This window comes from Klebsiella sp. MS 92-3 (assembly GCF_000195655.1).
In the GTDB taxonomy this organism is placed as follows: Bacteria; Pseudomonadota; Gammaproteobacteria; order Enterobacterales; family Enterobacteriaceae; genus Klebsiella; species Klebsiella pneumoniae.
Genome location: NZ_GL882792.1, coordinates 6,615 through 24,336, shown reverse-complemented (window position 1 = coordinate 24,336; position 17,722 = coordinate 6,615). Strand labels below are relative to the sequence as shown.

Sequence of the window (17,722 nt, the reverse complement as noted above, 5' to 3'; positions counted from 1 at the left end):
ACGAGCTACCAGGCTGCTCCACCCCGCGTCCGTGGAAGCGCACTATACTCCGCTAGCGAGATGATGCAACCTTTTTTCGACCAAATCGACATTTTTGTAAGAATTGGCTTATAAAACGCCACGTTGTGGTGTTTTTTTACACAAATCTGTGCCATCGATGAGATCGCGCATTTCAATAGCTCCGGCGCTTTGTTATCTTCAACACGCACTAAGGCTTCGCAGCAAAAGATGAGACACCATGAAAGGACGTTGGGCAAAATATGTAGCGACGGGGGCAATGCTGGCCATGCTCGCCGCCTGTTCCTCAAAACCGACCGACCGCGGTCAGCAATATAGCGATGGCAAGTTCACCCAGCCGTTTTCACTGGTAAACCAGCCGGATGCCGTCGGGGCGCCGATCAACGCCGGCGACTTCTCCGAGCAGGTTAATCAAATTCGTAACGCCTCGCCACGCCTCTATAATAGCCAGAGCAACGTCTATAACGCGCTGCAGGAGTGGCTGCGCGCCGGCGGCGACACCCGTACGCTGCGCCAGTTTGGCATCGACGCCTGGCAGATGCAGGGCGTCGACAACTATGGCAACGTCCAGTTTACCGGCTACTACACGCCGGTGGTGCAGGCGCGCCACACCCGTCAGGGCGAATTCCAGTACCCCATTTACCGTATGCCGCCGAAACGCGGTAAGCTGCCGTCCCGCGCCAGCATCTATGCCGGCGCGCTGAGCGATAACTATGTGCTGGCGTACAGCAACTCGTTGATGGATAACTTCATCATGGACGTGCAGGGCAGCGGCTATATCGACTTTGGCGATGGTTCGCCGCTCAACTTCTTTAGCTATGCCGGGAAAAACGGCTGGCCCTATCGCAGCATCGGCAAAGTGCTAATCGACCGCGGGGAAGTGAAGAAAGAAGATATGTCGATGCAGGCGATCCGCGAGTGGGGTGAGAAGCACAGCGAAGCGGAAGTGCGTGAGCTGCTGGAGCAGAACCCGTCGTTCGTGTTCTTTAAACCGCAGTCTTTCGCGCCGGTGAAAGGGGCCAGCGCTGTGCCGCTGATCGGCCGCGCCTCGGTGGCCTCCGACCGGTCGATTATTCCGCCAGGAACCACCTTGCTGGCCGAGGTGCCTCTGCTGGATAATAACGGCAAGTTTAACGGCCAGTACGAACTGCGCCTGATGGTCGCCCTCGACGTCGGCGGGGCCATCAAAGGTCAGCATTTCGACATCTATCAGGGCATTGGGCCTGACGCGGGCCACCGTGCCGGCTGGTATAACCACTACGGCCGCGTATGGGTGCTGAAAAACGCCCCGGGCGCGGGGAATGTTTTTAGCGGCTAACTCCCCTGGCCGTGCCTGTTGACCAGGGCGCCCGGATGACGCCGCTTGCGGCGGCCTCCGGGCGCTGTCATTTTGTTCTGAGGTTCTATGTCTGTTGTAATCAGCGATGCCTGGCGCCAGCGTTTTGGCGGTACGGCACGTTTATATGGTGAAAAAGCGCTGCAATGTTTTGCCGACGCCCACGTCTGCGTGGTCGGGATCGGCGGGGTCGGCTCCTGGGCGGCGGAAGCGCTGGCGCGGACCGGCATCGGGGCGATCACCCTTATCGATATGGACGATGTCTGCGTCACCAACACCAATCGTCAGATCCACGCCCTCAGCGGCAACGTCGGGCTGGCGAAAGCGGAGGTGATGGCGGAGCGTATTCGTCTCATCAACCCGGAGTGTCGGGTGACGGTGGTGGATGATTTCGTGACCCCGGAAAACGTGGCGGAATATCTTGGCGTCGGCTTTAGCTATGTTATCGACGCCATCGATAGCGTCCGGCCGAAAGCGGCGCTTATCGCCTGGTGTCGCCGCTACAAGGTGCCGCTGGTGACTACCGGCGGGGCGGGTGGTCAGATTGACCCAACGCAGATCCAGGTCGCGGACCTGGCGAAGACCATCCAGGATCCGCTGGCGGCCAAACTGCGCGAGCGGCTGAAAAGCCAGTTTGGGGTGGTGAAAAACAGCAAAGGTAAGCTCGGTGTAGACTGCGTCTTCTCTACGGAAGCGCTGGTCTACCCGCAGGCGGACGGCAGCGTCTGCGCAATGAAGAGCACGGCGGAAGGGCCGAAGCGGATGGACTGCGCTTCCGGCTTTGGCGCGGCGACGATGGTGACCGCGACCTTCGGGTTCGTCGCGGTGTCGCATGCCCTGAAGAAGATGCTGGCGAAAGCGCAGCGTGACGCTGCGGCTTCCGGAAAGTAGTTTGCCCACCGGGCTCGGCGGCGGGAAAGCGAAATCGGGAGATTACCTTTCGCGGGCGGCGGCGAGCACCGCCTCGCTCAGGGCGCTGAGGCCCTGGCTGCGCGAGGCGCTGAGCTGGCCGCGCAGCCCCAGCTCGTCGAACAGCGCCAGCGGATCCTGCGCCAGGATCCCGGCGCGGGGTTTTCCTTCCACGGCGGTTTAAAGTACCGCCAGCCGACCGCGCACAATCCTTCCTTCGCTGTCGCCAAAGAAGTGCAGCCTGCCCTCGGCGTCCTCCTCATAGCCCAGCCAGACGCGGTTCTCACACCCGGCAATCTCATGGGCCTGCGCTTTGCGCTCGTCGGTCAGCGTCGGCAGCTTTTTGCCCAATAAAATCAGCTGACGGTATTTATCCTCCCACTGGTTCAGCGGGGCGAAGATCTGGCGCAGCGTAGCGTCGGTAATGGTTGTGCCGAAGGGGTGCAGAGTTGTCATTAATCCACCAGAATTTCCAGGGCGCGATCCACCGCGTGGACCAGCGCCGCAACATCGTCTTGGGTATTGTAGGGGGCGAAAGAGGCCCGCAGGGTGCCGCTGACCCCTAAGGCAGCCAGCAGCGGCTGGGCGCAGTGTTGTCCGGCGCGCAGGGCAATGCCGGACTCCGCCAGCAGCGTCACCAGATCGCTGTGATGAATACCCTCAAATTCAAAGGCCAGCAGGCTTGACTGCTGGCAGCGGAAAGAGCGGAAGCCCGGCCGTTTCGCCAGTTCCTCTTCCGCCAGGCTCGCCAGACTGCGGCTCCAGTTTTCCGCCTGGCCGATATCGCTCTGCGCCAGCCACTCCAGCGCGGCGCTGAGGCCGATAACCCCGGCGACATTCGGCGTACCGGCCTCGAGGCCATAGGGGGCCGGCTGCGGCGTAAAGCCGTCAAAGCTGACCTCGGCGATCATTTTCCCGCCGCCGAGCCAGGGCGACATCGCTGCCAGCAGCTCGCTTTTGCCGTACAGGGCGCCGATCCCGGTCGGGCCATACAGCTTATGGCCGGAAAAGGCGTAAAAATCGATATCCAGCGCCTGCACGTCAGCGGGGAAATGCACCGCCCCCTGGGCGCCATCAACCATCACCACCATCCCGGCGGCGTGGGCAAGGCGGATAGCCTGGGCCAGGTCCGGGCAGCCGCCGGTGACGTTGGACATCTGGCCGATGGCCAGCACCCGGCTGCGCGGGGTAATCAGCGCGCTGAGGCTGGCGATATCCGGCAGACGGTCGGCGCCAAGCGGCAGTTTGACCACTCTGGCGCCGGTCTGCCCGGCCACCATCAGCCAGGGCACGAGGTTGGCATGATGCTCGGCTTCGCTAACGATAATTTCATCGCCAGGCTGCAGGCGCGGCCGGACGTAGCTCTGCGCCACCATATTGATGGCCTCGGTGGTCCCTCGCGTCCAGACGATATCTTTGCCGGACGGGGCGTTAAGCCACGCCGCCACGCGATCGCGGGCCGCCTCGTAGCGCTCGGTCAGCCGCTGGGCGGCGGCGAACTGGCTGCGATGGACATTGCCGGCGCTCAGGCGATAAAACTGGTCGCTGGCGTCGATCACCGCCAGCGGTTTGAGCGCTGTCGCCGCGCTGTCGAGATAGACGCCGGCATCGGCCAGAGCCGGAAACTGCGCGCGAAAGTGCGCCGGGTTGAATGCGTTCATGGAATTCCTCGTATCAATGCCGCGATCGTCGCGCAATTTGCCGGGCGTGACAAGGTCTCTGCGTCCTGTGGAATTGTCCGAATGTGACTCCACGTCGGTCAAAGAGGGTTATGCTGAAAAGTGTTGGGTTTGTGTTTTAACCTATTACTTAACGAGTTACGAATAGTATAAATAGCCGTAAGGAGAGAAGAATGAAAATGACTAAGGCCGCTGCGATTATCTCTGCCTGTATGCTGACTTTAGGCCTGAGCGCCTGTTCCTCTAACTATGTGATGCATACCAACGATGGGCGGACCATCGTTACCGACGGGAAACCGCAAACCGATAATGACACTGGCATGATCTCGTATAAAGACGCGTGGGGCAACAAACAGCAGATCAATCGCTCTGACGTGAAACAACTGGGTGAACTGGACGAGTAAGGCAGTAAAAAGGCAAAAAAAAGCACCGCGCGTTGCGGTGCTACATTAAATCACTATGGACAGACAGGGTAAATGTACAGGAAGTGAAAAGGGGTAGCTTTGCTACCAGGGTCTGCAAAAACAGACCAATTGCAAACACAACAACACAACATCACAACCGTAAGCCAAAAGCTTGATGGAACACGCATTCCAAAAAAAGCTTCTCGTTCCGGCTCAGGAAGTGCCGCCACTATAGGTATTTGCTGGTAGAACCTCAACGGACAATTTATAATGGCTCAGATAAAAAAAACTAATAGGTTAATCATTGTTTCCTATTTGTTAAATTGAGTTAACATCTAAGCCAGAATAACCATGTCGAAGCGATTACCACCTCTGAATGCATTACGTGTTTTTGATGCAGCCGCACGTCATCTCAGCTTCACTCGGGCAGCCGATGAGCTTTTTGTGACGCAGGCCGCAGTCAGCCATCAAATCAAGTCTCTCGAGGATTTTCTGGGCCTTAAGCTGTTCCGTCGGCGCAATCGTTCGCTGCTGTTAACGGAAGAAGGGCAGAGCTATTTTCAGGATATTAAAGAGATTTTTTCGCAACTGACGGAAGCGACGCGTAAACTGCAGGCGCGCAGCGCCAAAGGGGCATTAACGGTCAGTTTATTGCCAAGTTTCGCCATTCAGTGGCTGGTGCCAAGACTCACAAGCTTTAACTCAGCTTATCCGGGAATCGACGTCAGGATCCAGGCGGTGGACCGTCAGGAGGATAAGCTGGCGGACGATGTCGATGTGGCGATTTTTTATGGTCGCGGCAACTGGCCGGGCCTGCGTGTGGAAAAATTGTACGCCGAGTATCTGCTGCCGGTCTGTTCCCCGCTCTTGCTCACCGGCGACAAAGCATTGAAAACGCCTGCCGATCTGGCGCAACATACCCTGCTTCACGATGCGTCCCGCCGCGACTGGCAAACTTATACCCGTCAGCTTGGTCTAAGCCATATTAATGTGCAGCAGGGGCCGATTTTCAGCCATAGCGCGATGGTGCTGCAGGCGGCCATTCACGGGCAGGGCGTGGCGCTGGCCAACAATGTCATGGCGCAGTCCGAAATTGAAGCCGGTCGTCTGGTGTGTCCGTTTAATGATGTTCTGGTCAGTAAGAATGCGTTTTACCTTGTTTGCCATGACAGTCAGGCAGAACTGGGTAAAATAGCCGCTTTCCGGCAGTGGATCCTGGCGAAAGCGGCAAGTGAACAAGAAAAATTCCGCTTTCGTTATGAACAATAATTACTTGTAGGGTAACAACATGACCAGCCGTTTTATGCTGATATTCGCCGCGATTAGCGGCTTTATCTTTGTGGCTCTGGGCGCCTTTGGCGCGCATGTCTTAAGTCAATCGCTCGGCGCGGCGGAGATGGCCTGGATCCATACCGGCCTGGAGTATCAGGCCTTCCATACCCTGGCGATTTTTGGTCTGGCGGTGGCGATGCAGCGTCGGATCAGTATCTGGTTCTACTGGAGCAGCGTATTTCTGGCGTTAGGGACCGTGCTGTTCAGCGGCAGCCTCTATTGTCTGGCGCTCTCTCATTTACGTCTGTGGGCGTTCGTGACCCCGGTGGGCGGCGTAAGCTTCCTCGCCGGTTGGGTTTTAATGTTAATTGGTGCAATTCGTCTGAAACGTAAGGGCGTTGTTCATGAATAAGGTTGTCCTCTATTGTCGCCCTGGGTTTGAGAAAGAGTGCGCAGCAGAAATTACCGATAAGGCAGCCCGCCTTGAGGTGTTTGGTTTTGCCCGGGTCAAAGAAGACTCTGGCTATGTAATTTTTGAAGGTTATCAGCAGGACGACGGCGAGAAGCTGGTGCGCGATCTGCCGTTCAGCTCGCTAATTTTCGCCCGACAGATGTTTGTGGTCGGCGAACTGCTGCGCGACCTGCCGCCGGAGGATCGCATAACCCCGATCGTCGGCATGCTGCAGGGCGTGGTGGAGAAGGGTGGCGAGCTGCGTGTGGAAGTGGCGGATACCAACGAAAGCAAAGAGCTGATGAAGTTCTGCCGCAAGTTTACGGTGCCGTTACGCGCGGCGCTGCGCGAGGCGGGCGTGCTGACCAACTATGAAACGCCAAAGCGACCGGTGGTGCATGTGTTCTTTATCGCACCCGGCTGCTGCTATACCGGCTACTCATACAGCAACAACAACTCACCGTTCTATATGGGCATTCCGCGGCTGAAGTTTCCCTCCGACGCCCCGAGCCGTTCCACCCTCAAGCTGGAAGAGGCGTTCCACGTCTTTATTCCGGCGGACGAGTGGGACGAGCGTCTGGCGAACGGCATGTATGCCGTCGATCTCGGCGCCTGCCCGGGCGGCTGGACCTATCAGCTGGTGAAGCGCAACATGTGGGTCTCTTCGGTCGATAACGGCCCGATGGCCCAGAGCCTGATGGATACCGGCCAGGTGACCTGGCTGCGCGAAGACGGTTTCCGCTATCGTCCGAACCGCAACAACATCTCGTGGATGGTCTGCGATATGGTGGAGAAACCGGCGAAGGTGGCGGCGCTGATGGCGCAGTGGCTGGTCAACGGCTGGTGCCGGGAGACCATCTTCAACCTCAAGCTGCCGATGAAAAAGCGCTATGAAGAGGTGTCGCAGAATCTGGCCTATATTCAGGCCCAGCTGGACGAGCACGGCGTTAACGCCCAGATCCAGGCGCGTCAGCTGTATCACGATCGTGAAGAAGTGACCGTTCACGTGCGCCGCCTGTGGGCCGCCGTCGGCGGACGTCGCGACGAGCGTTAATCCTTCCCCCTCAGGTCGGAGACGCGTGCGCGTCCTCCGGCCTTCCCCTTAAGGCTGCGGCGCATCCGACACAATATGCGTCACGTCATCCAGATGACCAATCCTCGCCTCGCCGGAGCGGTTGAACTTGCTTTTGTCGATCAGCAGTAGCGACTGCGCCGCCCGCTTAAGCAGGATCGATTTGAAGTCGGCATTGAACGCATTGGAGTCCCACAGCGCGCCCTGCGGGTCGATGCCTTCGCAGGAAAAAATAAACAGATCGATCTCCAGCGATTTCAGCTGGGAAATCAGCGCCGGGTTCACGTAGCAGCCATATTTCCGCTGCAGAGTGCCGCCGGAGCAGGTGAGCGTGATCTGGTCGCGTTTGGCCAGCTCCTGGCAGATGGGCTGGCTGTTGGTAAAGACGTGCAGCGGGCGGTCCGGCAGCTGGCGGGCGAGATACCAGCAGGTGGAGCTGGCATCGAGGGCGATCACCATCCCTTCGTCAATCCAGGCCAGCGCTTCGCGGGCGATGTCGGCTTTATGCGCGTAATGGCTTTTTAGGCGCATGTGGAAAGGATCGCCGCTGTCCTGGCTGCGCTGGTGGATCACTTTGGCCCGGCCGTGGTTACGCAGCACTTTGCCCTGCGCCTGCAGCTCGCTCAGATCGCGGCGAATAGTTTCCCTGCTGACGTTGAGCTGTTTTGACAACGTTTCGGTGGTCAGGCTGCTGTGGGTGATCAGGAGATCGACGATCGCCTGCTGGCGGGCTGCTTTCATTTATTCTCATCCCATCATTGATTGAGCGTCTGCATCAGGCAGACGCTCCGGCATGAGATTACGGCGTGACTCCTTTTTTTAAAAGGATATTTCCGTACTTAGCGCACTCTCCTGTGATAACGATCGCAAAGGCTTTTTGCGCCCGGTCGTAGAAGGCAAAGCGGTCAATCCGCACGATATCCGGGCAGGGGGCCTGCGCCGAGAGCGCCTGCCGATAGCGCTGTTCCACCGTCGGGTCGAGCGCATCGCCTTCGACGGCGGCCATCATCACCACCGGCGGCGCATAGCTGTCTAATTCGAACAGCGGGATAATCGCCTGCAGCAGATCGCTGACTCGCAGGCCATCGGCGCGGATCACCTGCGGCCCCATGCTGTGCGCCGGGAAATGGGCATCGGAAAAAATGATTTCATCCCCATGGCCCATTTCGGCCAGCACTTTCAGCAGTTCCGGCGATATCAGCGGGGAAATGGTTTTGAGCATCTCAGGCTTCCTCTATCAGTTCAGGTTCAGTTTGCGGCCAGAAATAGCGGTAGCGGTACGCGACCTGCGCTCTGGCCTGTTCTGGCGAAGAGAACTCGCCCACGCCATACCAGCCAAACATCGCCGCGCCGGCCACGGTGGTTTCGGCATCGTCGAGGACTTTGATCGGTATCCCGAGTCGGTTGGCCTTGATCTGGTTCCATAGCGCGTTGCGGCTGCCGCCGCCCACCAGCAGCAGCTCTTTCGCCCTGAAGCCGCCGATTTTTTCCAGGGTTTGCAGATGCTGCGCCAGCTGATCGCTTAACCCCTCCAGCGCGGCGCGGTAAAAATGGCCGCGGGTGGTGTTGAGCGTGACGCCCTGCCAGCCGGCGTGCTGGCTGGCGAGCAGGTCGCACTGCATCCTGACGCCCTGGGCGCCGGGCGGGATCGCCTGCGCTTCGTCAATCAGCGTCTGCCATGGGGTGTCAGCGCTCCACAGCAGTTTGCGCACCCACTCGAGCACGCCGGAGGCCAGCCACTGCATCCCCGGGTTATAGCGGCCCGGCTGGCTGTCCAGCTCGCAGGTGGAGCCGCTGTAGTCACAGAGCAGCGAGGTGTCGACCTGCGCGCTGCGTACCATCAGGATCTCCCAGGTCCCGGAGGAGAGCACCGGCTCATCCTGCCCGGCGCCGGCGCCAAACAGAGCGAACTGGGTGTCATGCCCGGCCGAGATAACCGGGATCCCGACGGGGAGGCCCAGCAGCGCAGCGGCCTCCGGCAGCAGGGTGCCGATCGGCTGGCCTGCTTCAACCAGCCGCGGGAACAGGCGGCGCGGCAGGCCGGTCGCCTGCAGGATCGGCGCGCTGAAATCGCGCTGCCGGAGATCGAGCATCTGGCTGGTGCCCGCCATGGTGAGGTCGGTGGTGAACTCCCCGGTCAGCCGATGGTTGATCAGCGATGAAATAAACAGCCAGGCATGGGCCTGCGCCAGCAGCTGCGGGTGGTTCTCTTTCAGCCACACCAGCTTATACAGGGTGTTGAACGCAAACGCGCCGACGCCGGCTATCTGCTGCAGCTGGCGCGCGGGCATATACTGGCTGATTTTCTCCATCACCGCCGCGGTGCGCGGGCATTTCCAGCTGATGATCGGATACAGCAGGGCGCCCTTCTCATCTACCAGCGCGCCATCGACGCCAAAGGTCGTGACGGTAATGCCGCGCACCGTGCAGGAGGCCAGCTGGTCATGGATCTGCCGACAGCAGTCGGCAAAGCGCTGCATAATGGCCTCCAGCGACCACTGGTGCCAGTCGCTTTTTTCCGCCGCGATGTCGCTGGCGTTCGCCGTTGCGGCGCGGGCGATAATGTTCCCTTGTCGATCCACGGCCATCGCCCGCACGTTCGTGGCGCCGCAGTCGAGGACCAGGATAACGTCTTGCTTCATAGTGACTCCCGAAACAACATTGCCGGATGGCGCAGCGCTTATCCGGCCTACAGACCGCGCGCGTCTGTAGGCCAGGTAAGCCTGCGCCTCCGGGCGAAACCAACCTGTTAACGCTTATACAGCGGCCCGTAGTTCTGGCAGGCGCGGTAGTCCTGGCCCTCGATATCCATGCCGTGCGCGGCCCAGGCGGAAGGGCGATAGATTTTCGCCTCTTCCACGTTGTGCATGCAGACCGGAATGCGCAGCATGGCGGCGAGGGTAATGAAATCTGCGCCAACGTGGCCGATGGTCAGCACGCCGTGGTTGGCGCCCCAGTTGGCCATCACCGAGTACACATCGCTGAACGGGCCCTTGCCGGTCAGGCGTGGGGCAAACCAGGTGGTGGGCCAGGTGGAGTTGGTGCGGGCGTCGAGCTGGTCGTGCATCGCTTTGGGCAGCGCTACGCTCCAGCCTTCGGCAATTTGCAGCACCGGCCCCAGACCTTTGATGATGTTCACCCGGGTCATGGTGAACGGCACGCCGCCTTCGGTCAGGAAGCGGGAAGAGAAGCCGCCGCCGCGGAAGTATTCGTGGATCGCCGGGCACCATTCGGTCGCCGCGAGGCAGGCATCCGCCTCGCTCTGCTCAATCTCCCAGTGGGGTTTCATCGTCGGATTGCCCTGCGCGTCGCGCTGCTGGCAGGAGCCGTCCAGCGCCGCAGAGCCGGAGTTAATCAGGTGAATGATGCCGTGCTCCGCCCGCCCGGTGAGCGGCTGCCCGGTGACCCGTTCAACGGCATCCGGCGACCAGTAGGTGCGTACGTCGGCAAACACCTGGGCGGTGCCGGTGAGCTGATGGCCCATCAGCATGGCCACGCCGTTGAGGCTGTCGTTTTCGGTAGCGACGACAAACGGTTCGCGCACCCCGTTCCAGTCAAAAGAGCTGTTGAGCAGCGCTTCGGCGGTATCGCCATTGGGGTATTGATCGGTCCAGTGGCGCTGACCCTGGAAACCGGCGGCGATGGCGTTGTAGCCCAGCGACTCCTCCACCAGTCCTTTTTCTGCGAGCTTCGGGTTACCCTGCATCATGTCGCGGATGCACATCGCCATCAGCAGGCTCTCTTTCAGCACCGCGCGGCTCTGCGTTTCATTGCGCTTATACTGCTCAGCGTTCTGATCTTCGCCGTAGCGGAAGTGTTTATCCGCCCACGCCAGCGCCATCTCCAGCTCGGTTTCATCATAGATTTTTTGATCGATTCGCCGGCGCAGCTCCGTCATGTCGACAGCCTGAACCTTCATGCCGAGCCAGGATTCAAAAAAGTTGTGGTCGACGATAGATCCGGCGATGCCCATTGAGACGCCGCCCAGCGACAGATAGCTTTTCCCTTTCATACTGGCGACAGCCAGGCCGGCGCGAGCGAAGCGCAACAGCTTTTCTTCGACATCCGCTGGGATCGACGTGTCATCGGCATCCTGCACGTCATGTCCGTAGATGGAGAACGCCGGGATCCCTTTCTGGCTATGGGCCGCCAGCGCCGCGGCCAGATAGACCGCCCCCGGACGCTCGGTGCCGTTAAAGCCCCAGATGGCCTTCGGGCGCAGCGGATCCATGTCGATGGTTTCGCTGCCGTAGCACCAGCAGGGGGTGACGGTGATGGTGACGCCAACGTTCTGGCTGCTGAATTTCTCTTCACAGGCGGCCGACTCGGCCATGCCGGCGATGCAGGTATCGGCAATCACGCACTCCACCCGGGCGCCGCAGGCGTGGCGCAGTTTCTCGCTGATAAGCGCGGCGGTGGCTTTCGCCATGTTCATGGTTTGCGCTTCCAGCGACTCGCGGACCCCCATGCGACGACCATCGATTACCGGACGAATACCGATCTTCGGTAAGCTGATTTTTTTCATTACAGATCCCTCAGGTTATGCGGATAACAGGTTTAGTTCGTCGCCGCTTGTGAACGGAAACGGGCAAAAATAAAGATGATGGCGAAGCACAGCGCCGGGACCAGTTCGGCGGTCGGGATATTGCCGGCGGCGTCGCTGACAAAGCCCATCACCGGGGTAACGATCCCGCCGCCGATAATGGTCATGACGATAAATGACGAGCCATATTTGGTGTCCTGGCCCAGATGCTTAATCCCCAGCGAGAAGATGGTCGGGTACTGAATGGACATAAAGGCGCTGCACAGGGTCAGGGCCAGCAGACCGACGTGGCCGCCGCTGAAGGCGGAGAGCAAACAGAGCAGCATGGCGATAAACGCATAGATAGCGAGCACGTTGTGCGGCGCGAAGCGGCGGATAAGCCAGGTGCCGGTAAAACGGCCGATAAAGAAGCAGACCATGGTGGCGGTCAGGTAGTTGGCGGCGAAACCGGCCGTCATGCCCGGGATCTCTTCGATAGCGTAGCGAATCAGGTAGCTCCAGCAGGCGGTTTGCGCGCCGACGTAGCAGAACTGGGCCAGTACCGCCCAGCGCCAGTGGCGGATGCGCATCAGGCGCGTCAGCGAGGCGAGGAAGGTGCTCTGCGCGCTGTCGCTGTGGTCATCGCTTTGCAGGGAGGGGAAGCGGGTGCAGACGATCAGCAGGGCGACCAGCAGGACAATGGCCACGATAATCATATAGGGGGTTTGTACCGACAGGACCAGACTGTGCTTCCAGGCGCTGAGCTGTTCCGGCGTCATTTTATCCAGCACCTCCTGCGGCTGATGCGGGACGTTAGACAAAATAAGACTCTGGCCAAATACCACGGCAATAATGGCGCCGAATGAGTTAAAGGTCTGGGCCAGATTAAGGCGGAAGTGACCGCCGCTTTCCGGACCGAGGACGGTGACAAACGGGTTGGCCGCGGTTTCCAGACAGCCAAGCCCGGCAGCGATAATAAATAATCCAATCAGGAATAAAGTGTAGTTCATCACTTCGGCGGCAGGCCAGAACAGCGCGGCGCCGCAGGCATATAAAAACAGACCCGTAAGGATGCCGGCTTTGTAGCTGAATTTTTTCATCAACATCCCGGCGGGGATGGGAATAATAAAATAGCCAAAGTAAAAGGCCGATTGAATTAATCCGGCCTGGAAGTTAGTCAGGGTAAAGGCCTGTTGAAATTGCGGTAATAAAATATCATTCAGATTATTAGCCACCGCCCACAGAAAAAAGAGGGAGCACAGCAGAGCGAAAGGAATAATGTAGCTCTTACTCTGCCCGCTCTCCATGGCGCGGTAACTTTGCGTTGGTATCGTTGTGTTTCCCATAGCGTCCTCATCAGTTCAGAAGCATTTACAACAGCATTCAGGGCGCAGTCTGGTGCTGCAGCAGACCGCAAAATTAAGTGAGCTCAGGTGACGCGCCGGTGAGTGAAATGAAAGTCACGGCGGAACTCATGGTTTCTTTTTAAAAAAAAAACCGCCTGTTAATATGATGATGGTCACACTTAACGTACTGTGGGCCATTTTATGTGATTATTGTCACTTTAATTTTTCAAAAACGCTGACCGTTTGAGAAAATAAATTCACAAAACCACAACGCTAATGACCGAATGAATATATATCGTGGAAAACGGGCAAATGTTACAAAGAAATAAAATGCCCGCTTGATGAAATATTATTAAGAACGGGCATTTTAATCTCTCTCGTAATGGGCATGGTTGCTTTATTCATGGTGGAATAATTGACGCGGCTCACAAAAAATAATCATGAAAATTCCCCTTTGAATATTCAGGTTGATGATGAAGACCATTATTCACCCTATCCCACGGTAGCCGACGATATTTCTGTTGCCCTGCCGTTGATGGATGATGAGTCACCAAAAGAGGAACGCAATGGAAAGAAACAGACTGGCCCGGCAGATTATCGATACCTGCCTGGAAATGACCCGCCTGGGGTTAAATCAGGGGACCGCCGGCAATGTCAGCGTGCGCTATCAGGGAGGAATGCTGATCACCCCTACCGGTATCCCATATGAAAAGCTGACGGAAGACAAGATCGTCTTTATTGATGCCGACGGCCAGCATGAGCAGGGAAAACTGCCCTCCAGCGAATGGCGTTTTCATCAGGCGGCCTACCAGACGCGACCCGATGCCCAGGCGGTGGTCCACAATCACGCTGTCCATTGTACGGCGGTGTCGATCCTCAACCGGCCCATCCCGGCCATCCACTATATGATCGCCGCGGCCGGCGGGAATTCGATCCCCTGCGCGCCCTATGCCACCTTCGGCACCCGCGAACTGTCTGAGCATGTCGCGGTGGCGCTGAAGCACCGCAAAGCCACGCTGCTGCAGCATCACGGCCTGATCGCCTGCGAGGCCAGCCTGGAGAAAGCGCTCTGGCTGGCGCATGAAGTGGAGGTCCTGGCCCAGCTCTACCTCAGTACGCTGGCGATTACCGACCCGGTCCCGGTGCTGGATGACGAGGCGATCGCCATCGTGCTGGAGAAGTTCAAAACCTACGGATTACGCATTGAAGAGTGATGCCGCAACGCTAACAGGAGAGCCACGATGGCAAACAGAATGATCCTCAATGAAACGGCATGGTTTGGCCGGGGGGCGATAAACGCATTAACCGATGAAGCGGTGCGGCGCGGTTATCGTAAAGCATTGATCGTCACCGACAGCACTCTCGCCCGCTGCGGCGTGGCGGCGAAAGTCACCGACAAACTGGATGCCGCCGGGCTGGCATGGGATATATTCAGCGACGTGATCCCTAACCCGACCATCGCCGTGGTCCAGCAGGGGCTGCAGGCCTTTCAACGCAGCGGGGCGGATTACCTGATCGCCATCGGCGGCGGTTCGCCGCAGGATACCTGTAAGGCGATCGGTATTATTCAGCGTAATCCGGAATTCGCCGATGTCCGTAGCCTCGAGGGGCTGTCGCCCACCCGTCAGCCCAGCGTGCCGATCTTCGCGGTGCCGACCACCGCGGGTACCGCGGCGGAGGTGACGATTAACTATGTCATCACCGATGAAGAACAGCGGCGCAAATTCGTCTGTGTCGACCCGCACGATATTCCGCAGGTGGCCTTTATCGATGCCGATATGATGGACGCTATGCCGCCGGCGCTGAAGGCGGCTACCGGCGTGGACGCCCTGACGCATGCTATCGAAGGGTACCTCACTCGCGGCGCCTGGGCTTTGACCGATGCTCTGCACCTCAAGGCCATCGAGATCATCGCCGGCGCGCTGCGCGGCTCGGTTGCCGGAGACGCCGGCGCGGGGGAAGCTATGGCGCTCGGCCAGTATGTGGCGGGGATGGGATTTTCCAACGTCGGGCTCGGGCTGGTGCACGGCATGGCGCATCCGCTCGGCGCTTTTTACAACACGCCGCACGGCGTGGCGAATGCCATCCTGCTGCCGCACGTGATGCGCTTTAATGCTGAGGCGACCGGGGAAAAATATCGCGACATCGCCCGGGCGATGGGCGTCAGGGTGGAAGCGTTAAGCCTGACCGCCGCGCGCGAGGCGGCAGTAGAGGCGGTCTGCCAGCTTAACCGCGATGTCGGTATTCCCGGCCATCTGCGCGAGGTGGGCGTCAGGAAAGAGGATATTCCGGCGCTGGCCCAGGCGGCGCTGGCGGATGTGTGTACCGGCGGCAACCCGCGCGAGGCGAGCCTGGCGGATATCGTCGGGTTATATCAGGCGGCCTGGTGATTGCCTGGCCCGGGTAAAGCAGGCCGTTACCCTGCACCGGCGCACCTCTTAACGATGGTCAGCGCGTCAGCCGCAGCTGCTGCAGATTGCCGTCCAGCTGGAGGTCGGTCTGCAGGCGGGCCACCTCCCGGCAGGTGAAGGCCATCTCCTGATGCGCGGCCAGCTTTTTGCGCCACTTCTCCGGGACCTCGGCCAGACGGGCGTACAGCCCCTCCAGGTCCTGAAACTCGTTCAGCAGCTGGGCGGCGCTTTTGGGTCCAATGCCCGCCACGCCCGGCACCTTCGAGCTGCTGATCCCCGCCAGCCCCCAGTAATCCGCCAGCTGCTCCGGGGTGACGCCGAACTCGCTGGCGATGAAGGGGGCGTCCAGCCAGCGCTTCTGAAAGTAGTCGCGGATGCGGATGGTGGGCGACAGCAGCTGGCAGTAGCCTTTGTCGGTGGAGACAATGGTGGCCTGATGGCCCGCCTGAGCCACCTTTACCGCCAGGGTGGCGGCGAGATCGTCTGCTTCGCTGCCCGGCGAGGCCCAGCAGCGGATCCCCCGCTGTTCGAAGGCGGCCCGCAGCGTCGGCATCTCGGCCACCAGCGTCTCCGGCATCGGCGCGCGGCCGGCTTTGTACTCCGGCAGGCGCTGGTGGCGCCAGCCGTGGGCGCGATCCTCATCATCGAACACCGCCACCGCGTGGGTGGGCTGACTGTGGACAATCAGCTGCTCCAGGGCATGCAGGCAGGTATCGACGCAGGGTGAACCCTGCACCGCGTGGATGCGGCGGATTAGATTTAACGCGTCGACGATTAACAGATGAACAGCCACAGATACCCCCTTATTCTCAGCGTCTTTAGGGTAACATCGCCATCAGATCGAGGCTATCTGCGCCTGAACAATCAGGAAGATAACGCGCAAATTTCGCTAACTGACCGCCATCAGCGGTCTGATGACGTCCGGCGCGGGTTCGCCGTACCACACCGCTTCGCGCACCGGGACCGGTTTGGCGATAAGCCCGAGGGCGTAAAAGCGATCGGCGATGGTCTGCTGGGCGCGGATCACCGACAGATCCATCGGCCGCGGGCGATGGCTGCGGCGGGCGAGGGCCATGCTCAGCGACCGGGCGTCGATCCCCAGCTCTGCCGAGAGTAAGCGGGCCGCTTCGCCGCGATGCGAGTCGATAAACTGCCCGGTGTGGGTCAGCTCCGTCAGCAGGCGGCGCATGATATCGCCATGCTGAGCGAGGTAGTCCCGTCGCGAAAGATAAAACTGATGGTTGTTGACCCGGCCTTCGCCGCTGGCGACCACCCGCAGCTCGCCGGTGTGTTCGGCGTCGCTGAGCAGCGGATCCCACATCATCCAGGCGTCAACCGCCAGATAGTCGCTGGCGGTCAGCGGATATTTCGGCGGGGTATAGACCACCCGCACATCGTTCAGACCCAGGCCGGCGTCCTCGAGGATCTGCAGCAGCAGCCAGTGGACATTCGACCCTTTATTGAGGGCGATGCGTTTACCGCGCAGATCGCTGAGCTGGCGAATGTCGCTCCCCTGCGGGACGACCATCGCCACGCTGCGCGGCGCCGGCGGCTCCCACGCCACGTACATCAGTTCGCTATTGCTGGCCTGGGCAAACACCGGCGGCGCTTCTCCGGTGGTGCCGAAGTCGATCTCGTTGCAGGCGAGGGCGTGGAGGAGCTGCGGTCCGGCAGGAAACTCACTCCACAGCACGTTGACGCCGAGGCTGGCGAAGGCGGTTTCCAGGCTCTGACGGGCTTTCAGGATCCCGAGGCTGCCGAAGCGCTGGTAGCCAATGCGCAGTTCGCGATCGGCCCCGGCTGCGTTGGCGAACGCCCGCGGCGGCGCAGGCGGGCGGCGGCGGCTTTTGATCAGCCCGAGGTTAGCGAGCTGGGTGCGCAAGGTATGCCGGCTGATCCCCAACAGCGCGGCCGCCTGGCTCTGGTTATCGTCGCAATGTGCCATGGCGTGGCGAATCAGGGCGCTGGTCACTCGCTGCCACAGCGGCTCGCCGGGAAGCGCCAGCTGGTGGCGAATAAAGTCGTCCAGTTCATGATCGCTCGCCGGCCCCGGGGCGTCGTTGAGCGTCGCCAGGCGCAGCTGGGCAGGACTGATCTCCTCTTCTTTACTGAGCAGCACCGCGTTGTGCAGGGTGTTTTCCAGCTCGCGAATATTGCCCGGCCACGAATAGTCCATCAGCCGGGCCAGTGATTCCGGCGCCAGACGCAGGGTTGGCCGCCCGAGGCGCCGGGCGTAGAGTGATAAAAAGTGGTGCGCCAGCAGCGGGATATCCTGCCGACGCTGGCGCAGCGGCGGCAGCGG

General features: G+C 59.9%; 16 protein-coding genes and 1 pseudogene. 8 read left to right on the top strand and 9 right to left on the bottom strand.

Annotated elements, in window-relative coordinates:
- The first annotated feature begins 238 nt into the window (after positions 1-238).
- Both mltA and tcdA read left to right on the top strand, forming a co-directional pair.
- Positions 239-1,336: a murein transglycosylase A gene (gene mltA / locus HMPREF9538_RS17045; RefSeq protein ID WP_002915579.1), complete on the top strand. Its 1,098-nt coding sequence runs from the start codon at positions 239-241 to the stop codon at positions 1,334-1,336.
- 87 nt (positions 1,337-1,423) lie between these two features.
- Complete coding sequence (tcdA, locus tag HMPREF9538_RS17050) at positions 1,424-2,245, top strand: tRNA cyclic N6-threonylcarbamoyladenosine(37) synthase TcdA (protein ID WP_002915577.1); 822 nt, start codon at positions 1,424-1,426, stop codon at positions 2,243-2,245.
- Positions 2,246-2,287: 42 nt separating this feature from the next.
- Here tcdA and csdE read toward each other — a convergent pair.
- A pseudogene (csdE, locus tag HMPREF9538_RS0127380) lies at positions 2,288-2,719 on the bottom strand (cysteine desulfurase sulfur acceptor subunit CsdE).
- The gene (csdA, locus tag HMPREF9538_RS17055; RefSeq protein ID WP_004174604.1) at positions 2,719-3,924 is read right to left on the bottom strand and encodes a cysteine desulfurase CsdA; all 1,206 of its coding nucleotides are present in this window, start codon (positions 3,922-3,924) and stop codon (positions 2,719-2,721) included. The pseudogene csdE and the gene csdA overlap by 1 nt, the downstream one beginning before the upstream one ends.
- 197 nt (positions 3,925-4,121) lie before the next feature.
- Here csdA and HMPREF9538_RS17060 point away from each other — a divergent pair, with 197 nt between their 5' ends.
- From HMPREF9538_RS17060 to rlmM, 4 genes are all read left to right on the top strand, one after another.
- A complete protein-coding gene (locus tag HMPREF9538_RS17060; RefSeq protein ID WP_002915549.1) occupies positions 4,122-4,346 on the top strand; it encodes a YgdI/YgdR family lipoprotein in 225 nt (74 codons plus the stop codon).
- Between the two features lie 351 nt (positions 4,347-4,697).
- Positions 4,698-5,615, top strand: coding sequence for a glycine cleavage system transcriptional regulator GcvA (gene gcvA, locus HMPREF9538_RS17065; protein ID WP_002915545.1), 918 nt, complete (start codon positions 4,698-4,700; stop codon positions 5,613-5,615).
- Between the two features lie 19 nt (positions 5,616-5,634).
- On the top strand, positions 5,635-6,030 hold the full coding sequence (locus tag HMPREF9538_RS17070; RefSeq protein ID WP_002915543.1) for a DUF423 domain-containing protein: 396 nt from the start codon (positions 5,635-5,637) through the stop codon (positions 6,028-6,030).
- The gene (gene rlmM / locus HMPREF9538_RS17075; protein ID WP_002915541.1) at positions 6,023-7,123 is read left to right on the top strand and encodes a 23S rRNA (cytidine(2498)-2'-O)-methyltransferase RlmM; all 1,101 of its coding nucleotides are present in this window, start codon (positions 6,023-6,025) and stop codon (positions 7,121-7,123) included. The genes HMPREF9538_RS17070 and rlmM overlap by 8 nt, the downstream gene beginning before the upstream one ends.
- Before the next feature lie 48 nt (positions 7,124-7,171).
- Here rlmM and fucR read toward each other — a convergent pair whose 3' ends face one another.
- The 5 genes from fucR to fucP all read right to left on the bottom strand — a co-directional run bounded on the left by fucR (position 7,172) and on the right by fucP (position 13,009).
- Positions 7,172-7,882, bottom strand: coding sequence for an L-fucose operon activator (gene fucR / locus HMPREF9538_RS17080; RefSeq protein ID WP_004142883.1), 711 nt, complete (start codon positions 7,880-7,882; stop codon positions 7,172-7,174).
- 58 nt (positions 7,883-7,940) lie between these two features.
- The gene (gene fucU, locus HMPREF9538_RS17085) at positions 7,941-8,363 is read right to left on the bottom strand and encodes an L-fucose mutarotase (protein WP_002915538.1); all 423 of its coding nucleotides are present in this window, start codon (positions 8,361-8,363) and stop codon (positions 7,941-7,943) included.
- Between the two features lies 1 nt (position 8,364).
- The gene (gene fucK / locus HMPREF9538_RS17090; protein WP_009484714.1) at positions 8,365-9,783 is read right to left on the bottom strand and encodes an L-fuculokinase; all 1,419 of its coding nucleotides are present in this window, start codon (positions 9,781-9,783) and stop codon (positions 8,365-8,367) included.
- A gap of 107 nt (positions 9,784-9,890) precedes the next feature.
- Entirely contained in the window at positions 9,891-11,666 is a 1,776-nt protein-coding gene (gene fucI, locus HMPREF9538_RS17095) for an L-fucose isomerase (protein ID WP_002915510.1), read from the bottom strand.
- A gap of 32 nt (positions 11,667-11,698) precedes the next feature.
- Entirely contained in the window at positions 11,699-13,009 is a 1,311-nt protein-coding gene (fucP, locus tag HMPREF9538_RS17100) for an L-fucose:H+ symporter permease (RefSeq protein ID WP_020317279.1), read from the bottom strand.
- A gap of 566 nt (positions 13,010-13,575) precedes the next feature.
- On the opposite strand from fucP, the gene fucA reads away from it, so the two are divergent.
- Entirely contained in the window at positions 13,576-14,223 is a 648-nt protein-coding gene (gene fucA / locus HMPREF9538_RS17105; protein WP_002915470.1) for an L-fuculose-phosphate aldolase, read from the top strand.
- A gap of 27 nt (positions 14,224-14,250) precedes the next feature.
- Positions 14,251-15,399 (top strand): lactaldehyde reductase, encoded by a 1,149-nt coding sequence (gene fucO, locus HMPREF9538_RS17110; protein ID WP_004181128.1) that lies wholly within the window; start codon positions 14,251-14,253, stop codon positions 15,397-15,399.
- A 58-nt stretch (positions 15,400-15,457) separates the two neighbouring features.
- On the opposite strand, the gene xni is transcribed toward fucO, so the two are convergent.
- Together xni and HMPREF9538_RS17120 are read right to left on the bottom strand one after the other, a co-directional pair.
- Positions 15,458-16,213 (bottom strand): flap endonuclease Xni, encoded by a 756-nt coding sequence (gene xni, locus HMPREF9538_RS17115; protein ID WP_004174615.1) that lies wholly within the window; start codon positions 16,211-16,213, stop codon positions 15,458-15,460.
- Between the two features lie 96 nt (positions 16,214-16,309).
- The coding region (locus HMPREF9538_RS17120; RefSeq protein WP_009484712.1) for an aliphatic sulfonate ABC transporter substrate-binding protein at positions 16,310-17,722 on the bottom strand (1,413 nt) is incomplete at its 5' end.

Coding starts and splice junctions, on each gene's coding strand:
- HMPREF9538_RS17060 (WP_002915549.1), top strand. CDS start 4,122: ATGACTAAGGCCGCTGCGATTATCTCTGCCTGTATGCTGACTTTAGGC.
- csdA (WP_004174604.1), bottom strand. CDS start 3,924: ATGAACGCATTCAACCCGGCGCACTTTCGCGCGCAGTTTCCGGCTCTG.
- fucP (WP_020317279.1), bottom strand. CDS start 13,009: ATGGGAAACACAACGATACCAACGCAAAGTTACCGCGCCATGGAGAGC.
- rlmM (WP_002915541.1), top strand. CDS start 6,023: ATGAATAAGGTTGTCCTCTATTGTCGCCCTGGGTTTGAGAAAGAGTGC.
- fucR (WP_004142883.1), bottom strand. CDS start 7,882: ATGAAAGCAGCCCGCCAGCAGGCGATCGTCGATCTCCTGATCACCCAC.
- fucO (WP_004181128.1), top strand. CDS start 14,251: ATGGCAAACAGAATGATCCTCAATGAAACGGCATGGTTTGGCCGGGGG.
- fucA (WP_002915470.1), top strand. CDS start 13,576: ATGGAAAGAAACAGACTGGCCCGGCAGATTATCGATACCTGCCTGGAA.
- gcvA (WP_002915545.1), top strand. CDS start 4,698: ATGTCGAAGCGATTACCACCTCTGAATGCATTACGTGTTTTTGATGCA.
- fucU (WP_002915538.1), bottom strand. CDS start 8,363: ATGCTCAAAACCATTTCCCCGCTGATATCGCCGGAACTGCTGAAAGTG.
- HMPREF9538_RS17070 (WP_002915543.1), top strand. CDS start 5,635: ATGACCAGCCGTTTTATGCTGATATTCGCCGCGATTAGCGGCTTTATC.
- tcdA (WP_002915577.1), top strand. CDS start 1,424: ATGTCTGTTGTAATCAGCGATGCCTGGCGCCAGCGTTTTGGCGGTACG.
- mltA (WP_002915579.1), top strand. CDS start 239: ATGAAAGGACGTTGGGCAAAATATGTAGCGACGGGGGCAATGCTGGCC.
- fucK (WP_009484714.1), bottom strand. CDS start 9,783: ATGAAGCAAGACGTTATCCTGGTCCTCGACTGCGGCGCCACGAACGTG.
- fucI (WP_002915510.1), bottom strand. CDS start 11,666: ATGAAAAAAATCAGCTTACCGAAGATCGGTATTCGTCCGGTAATCGAT.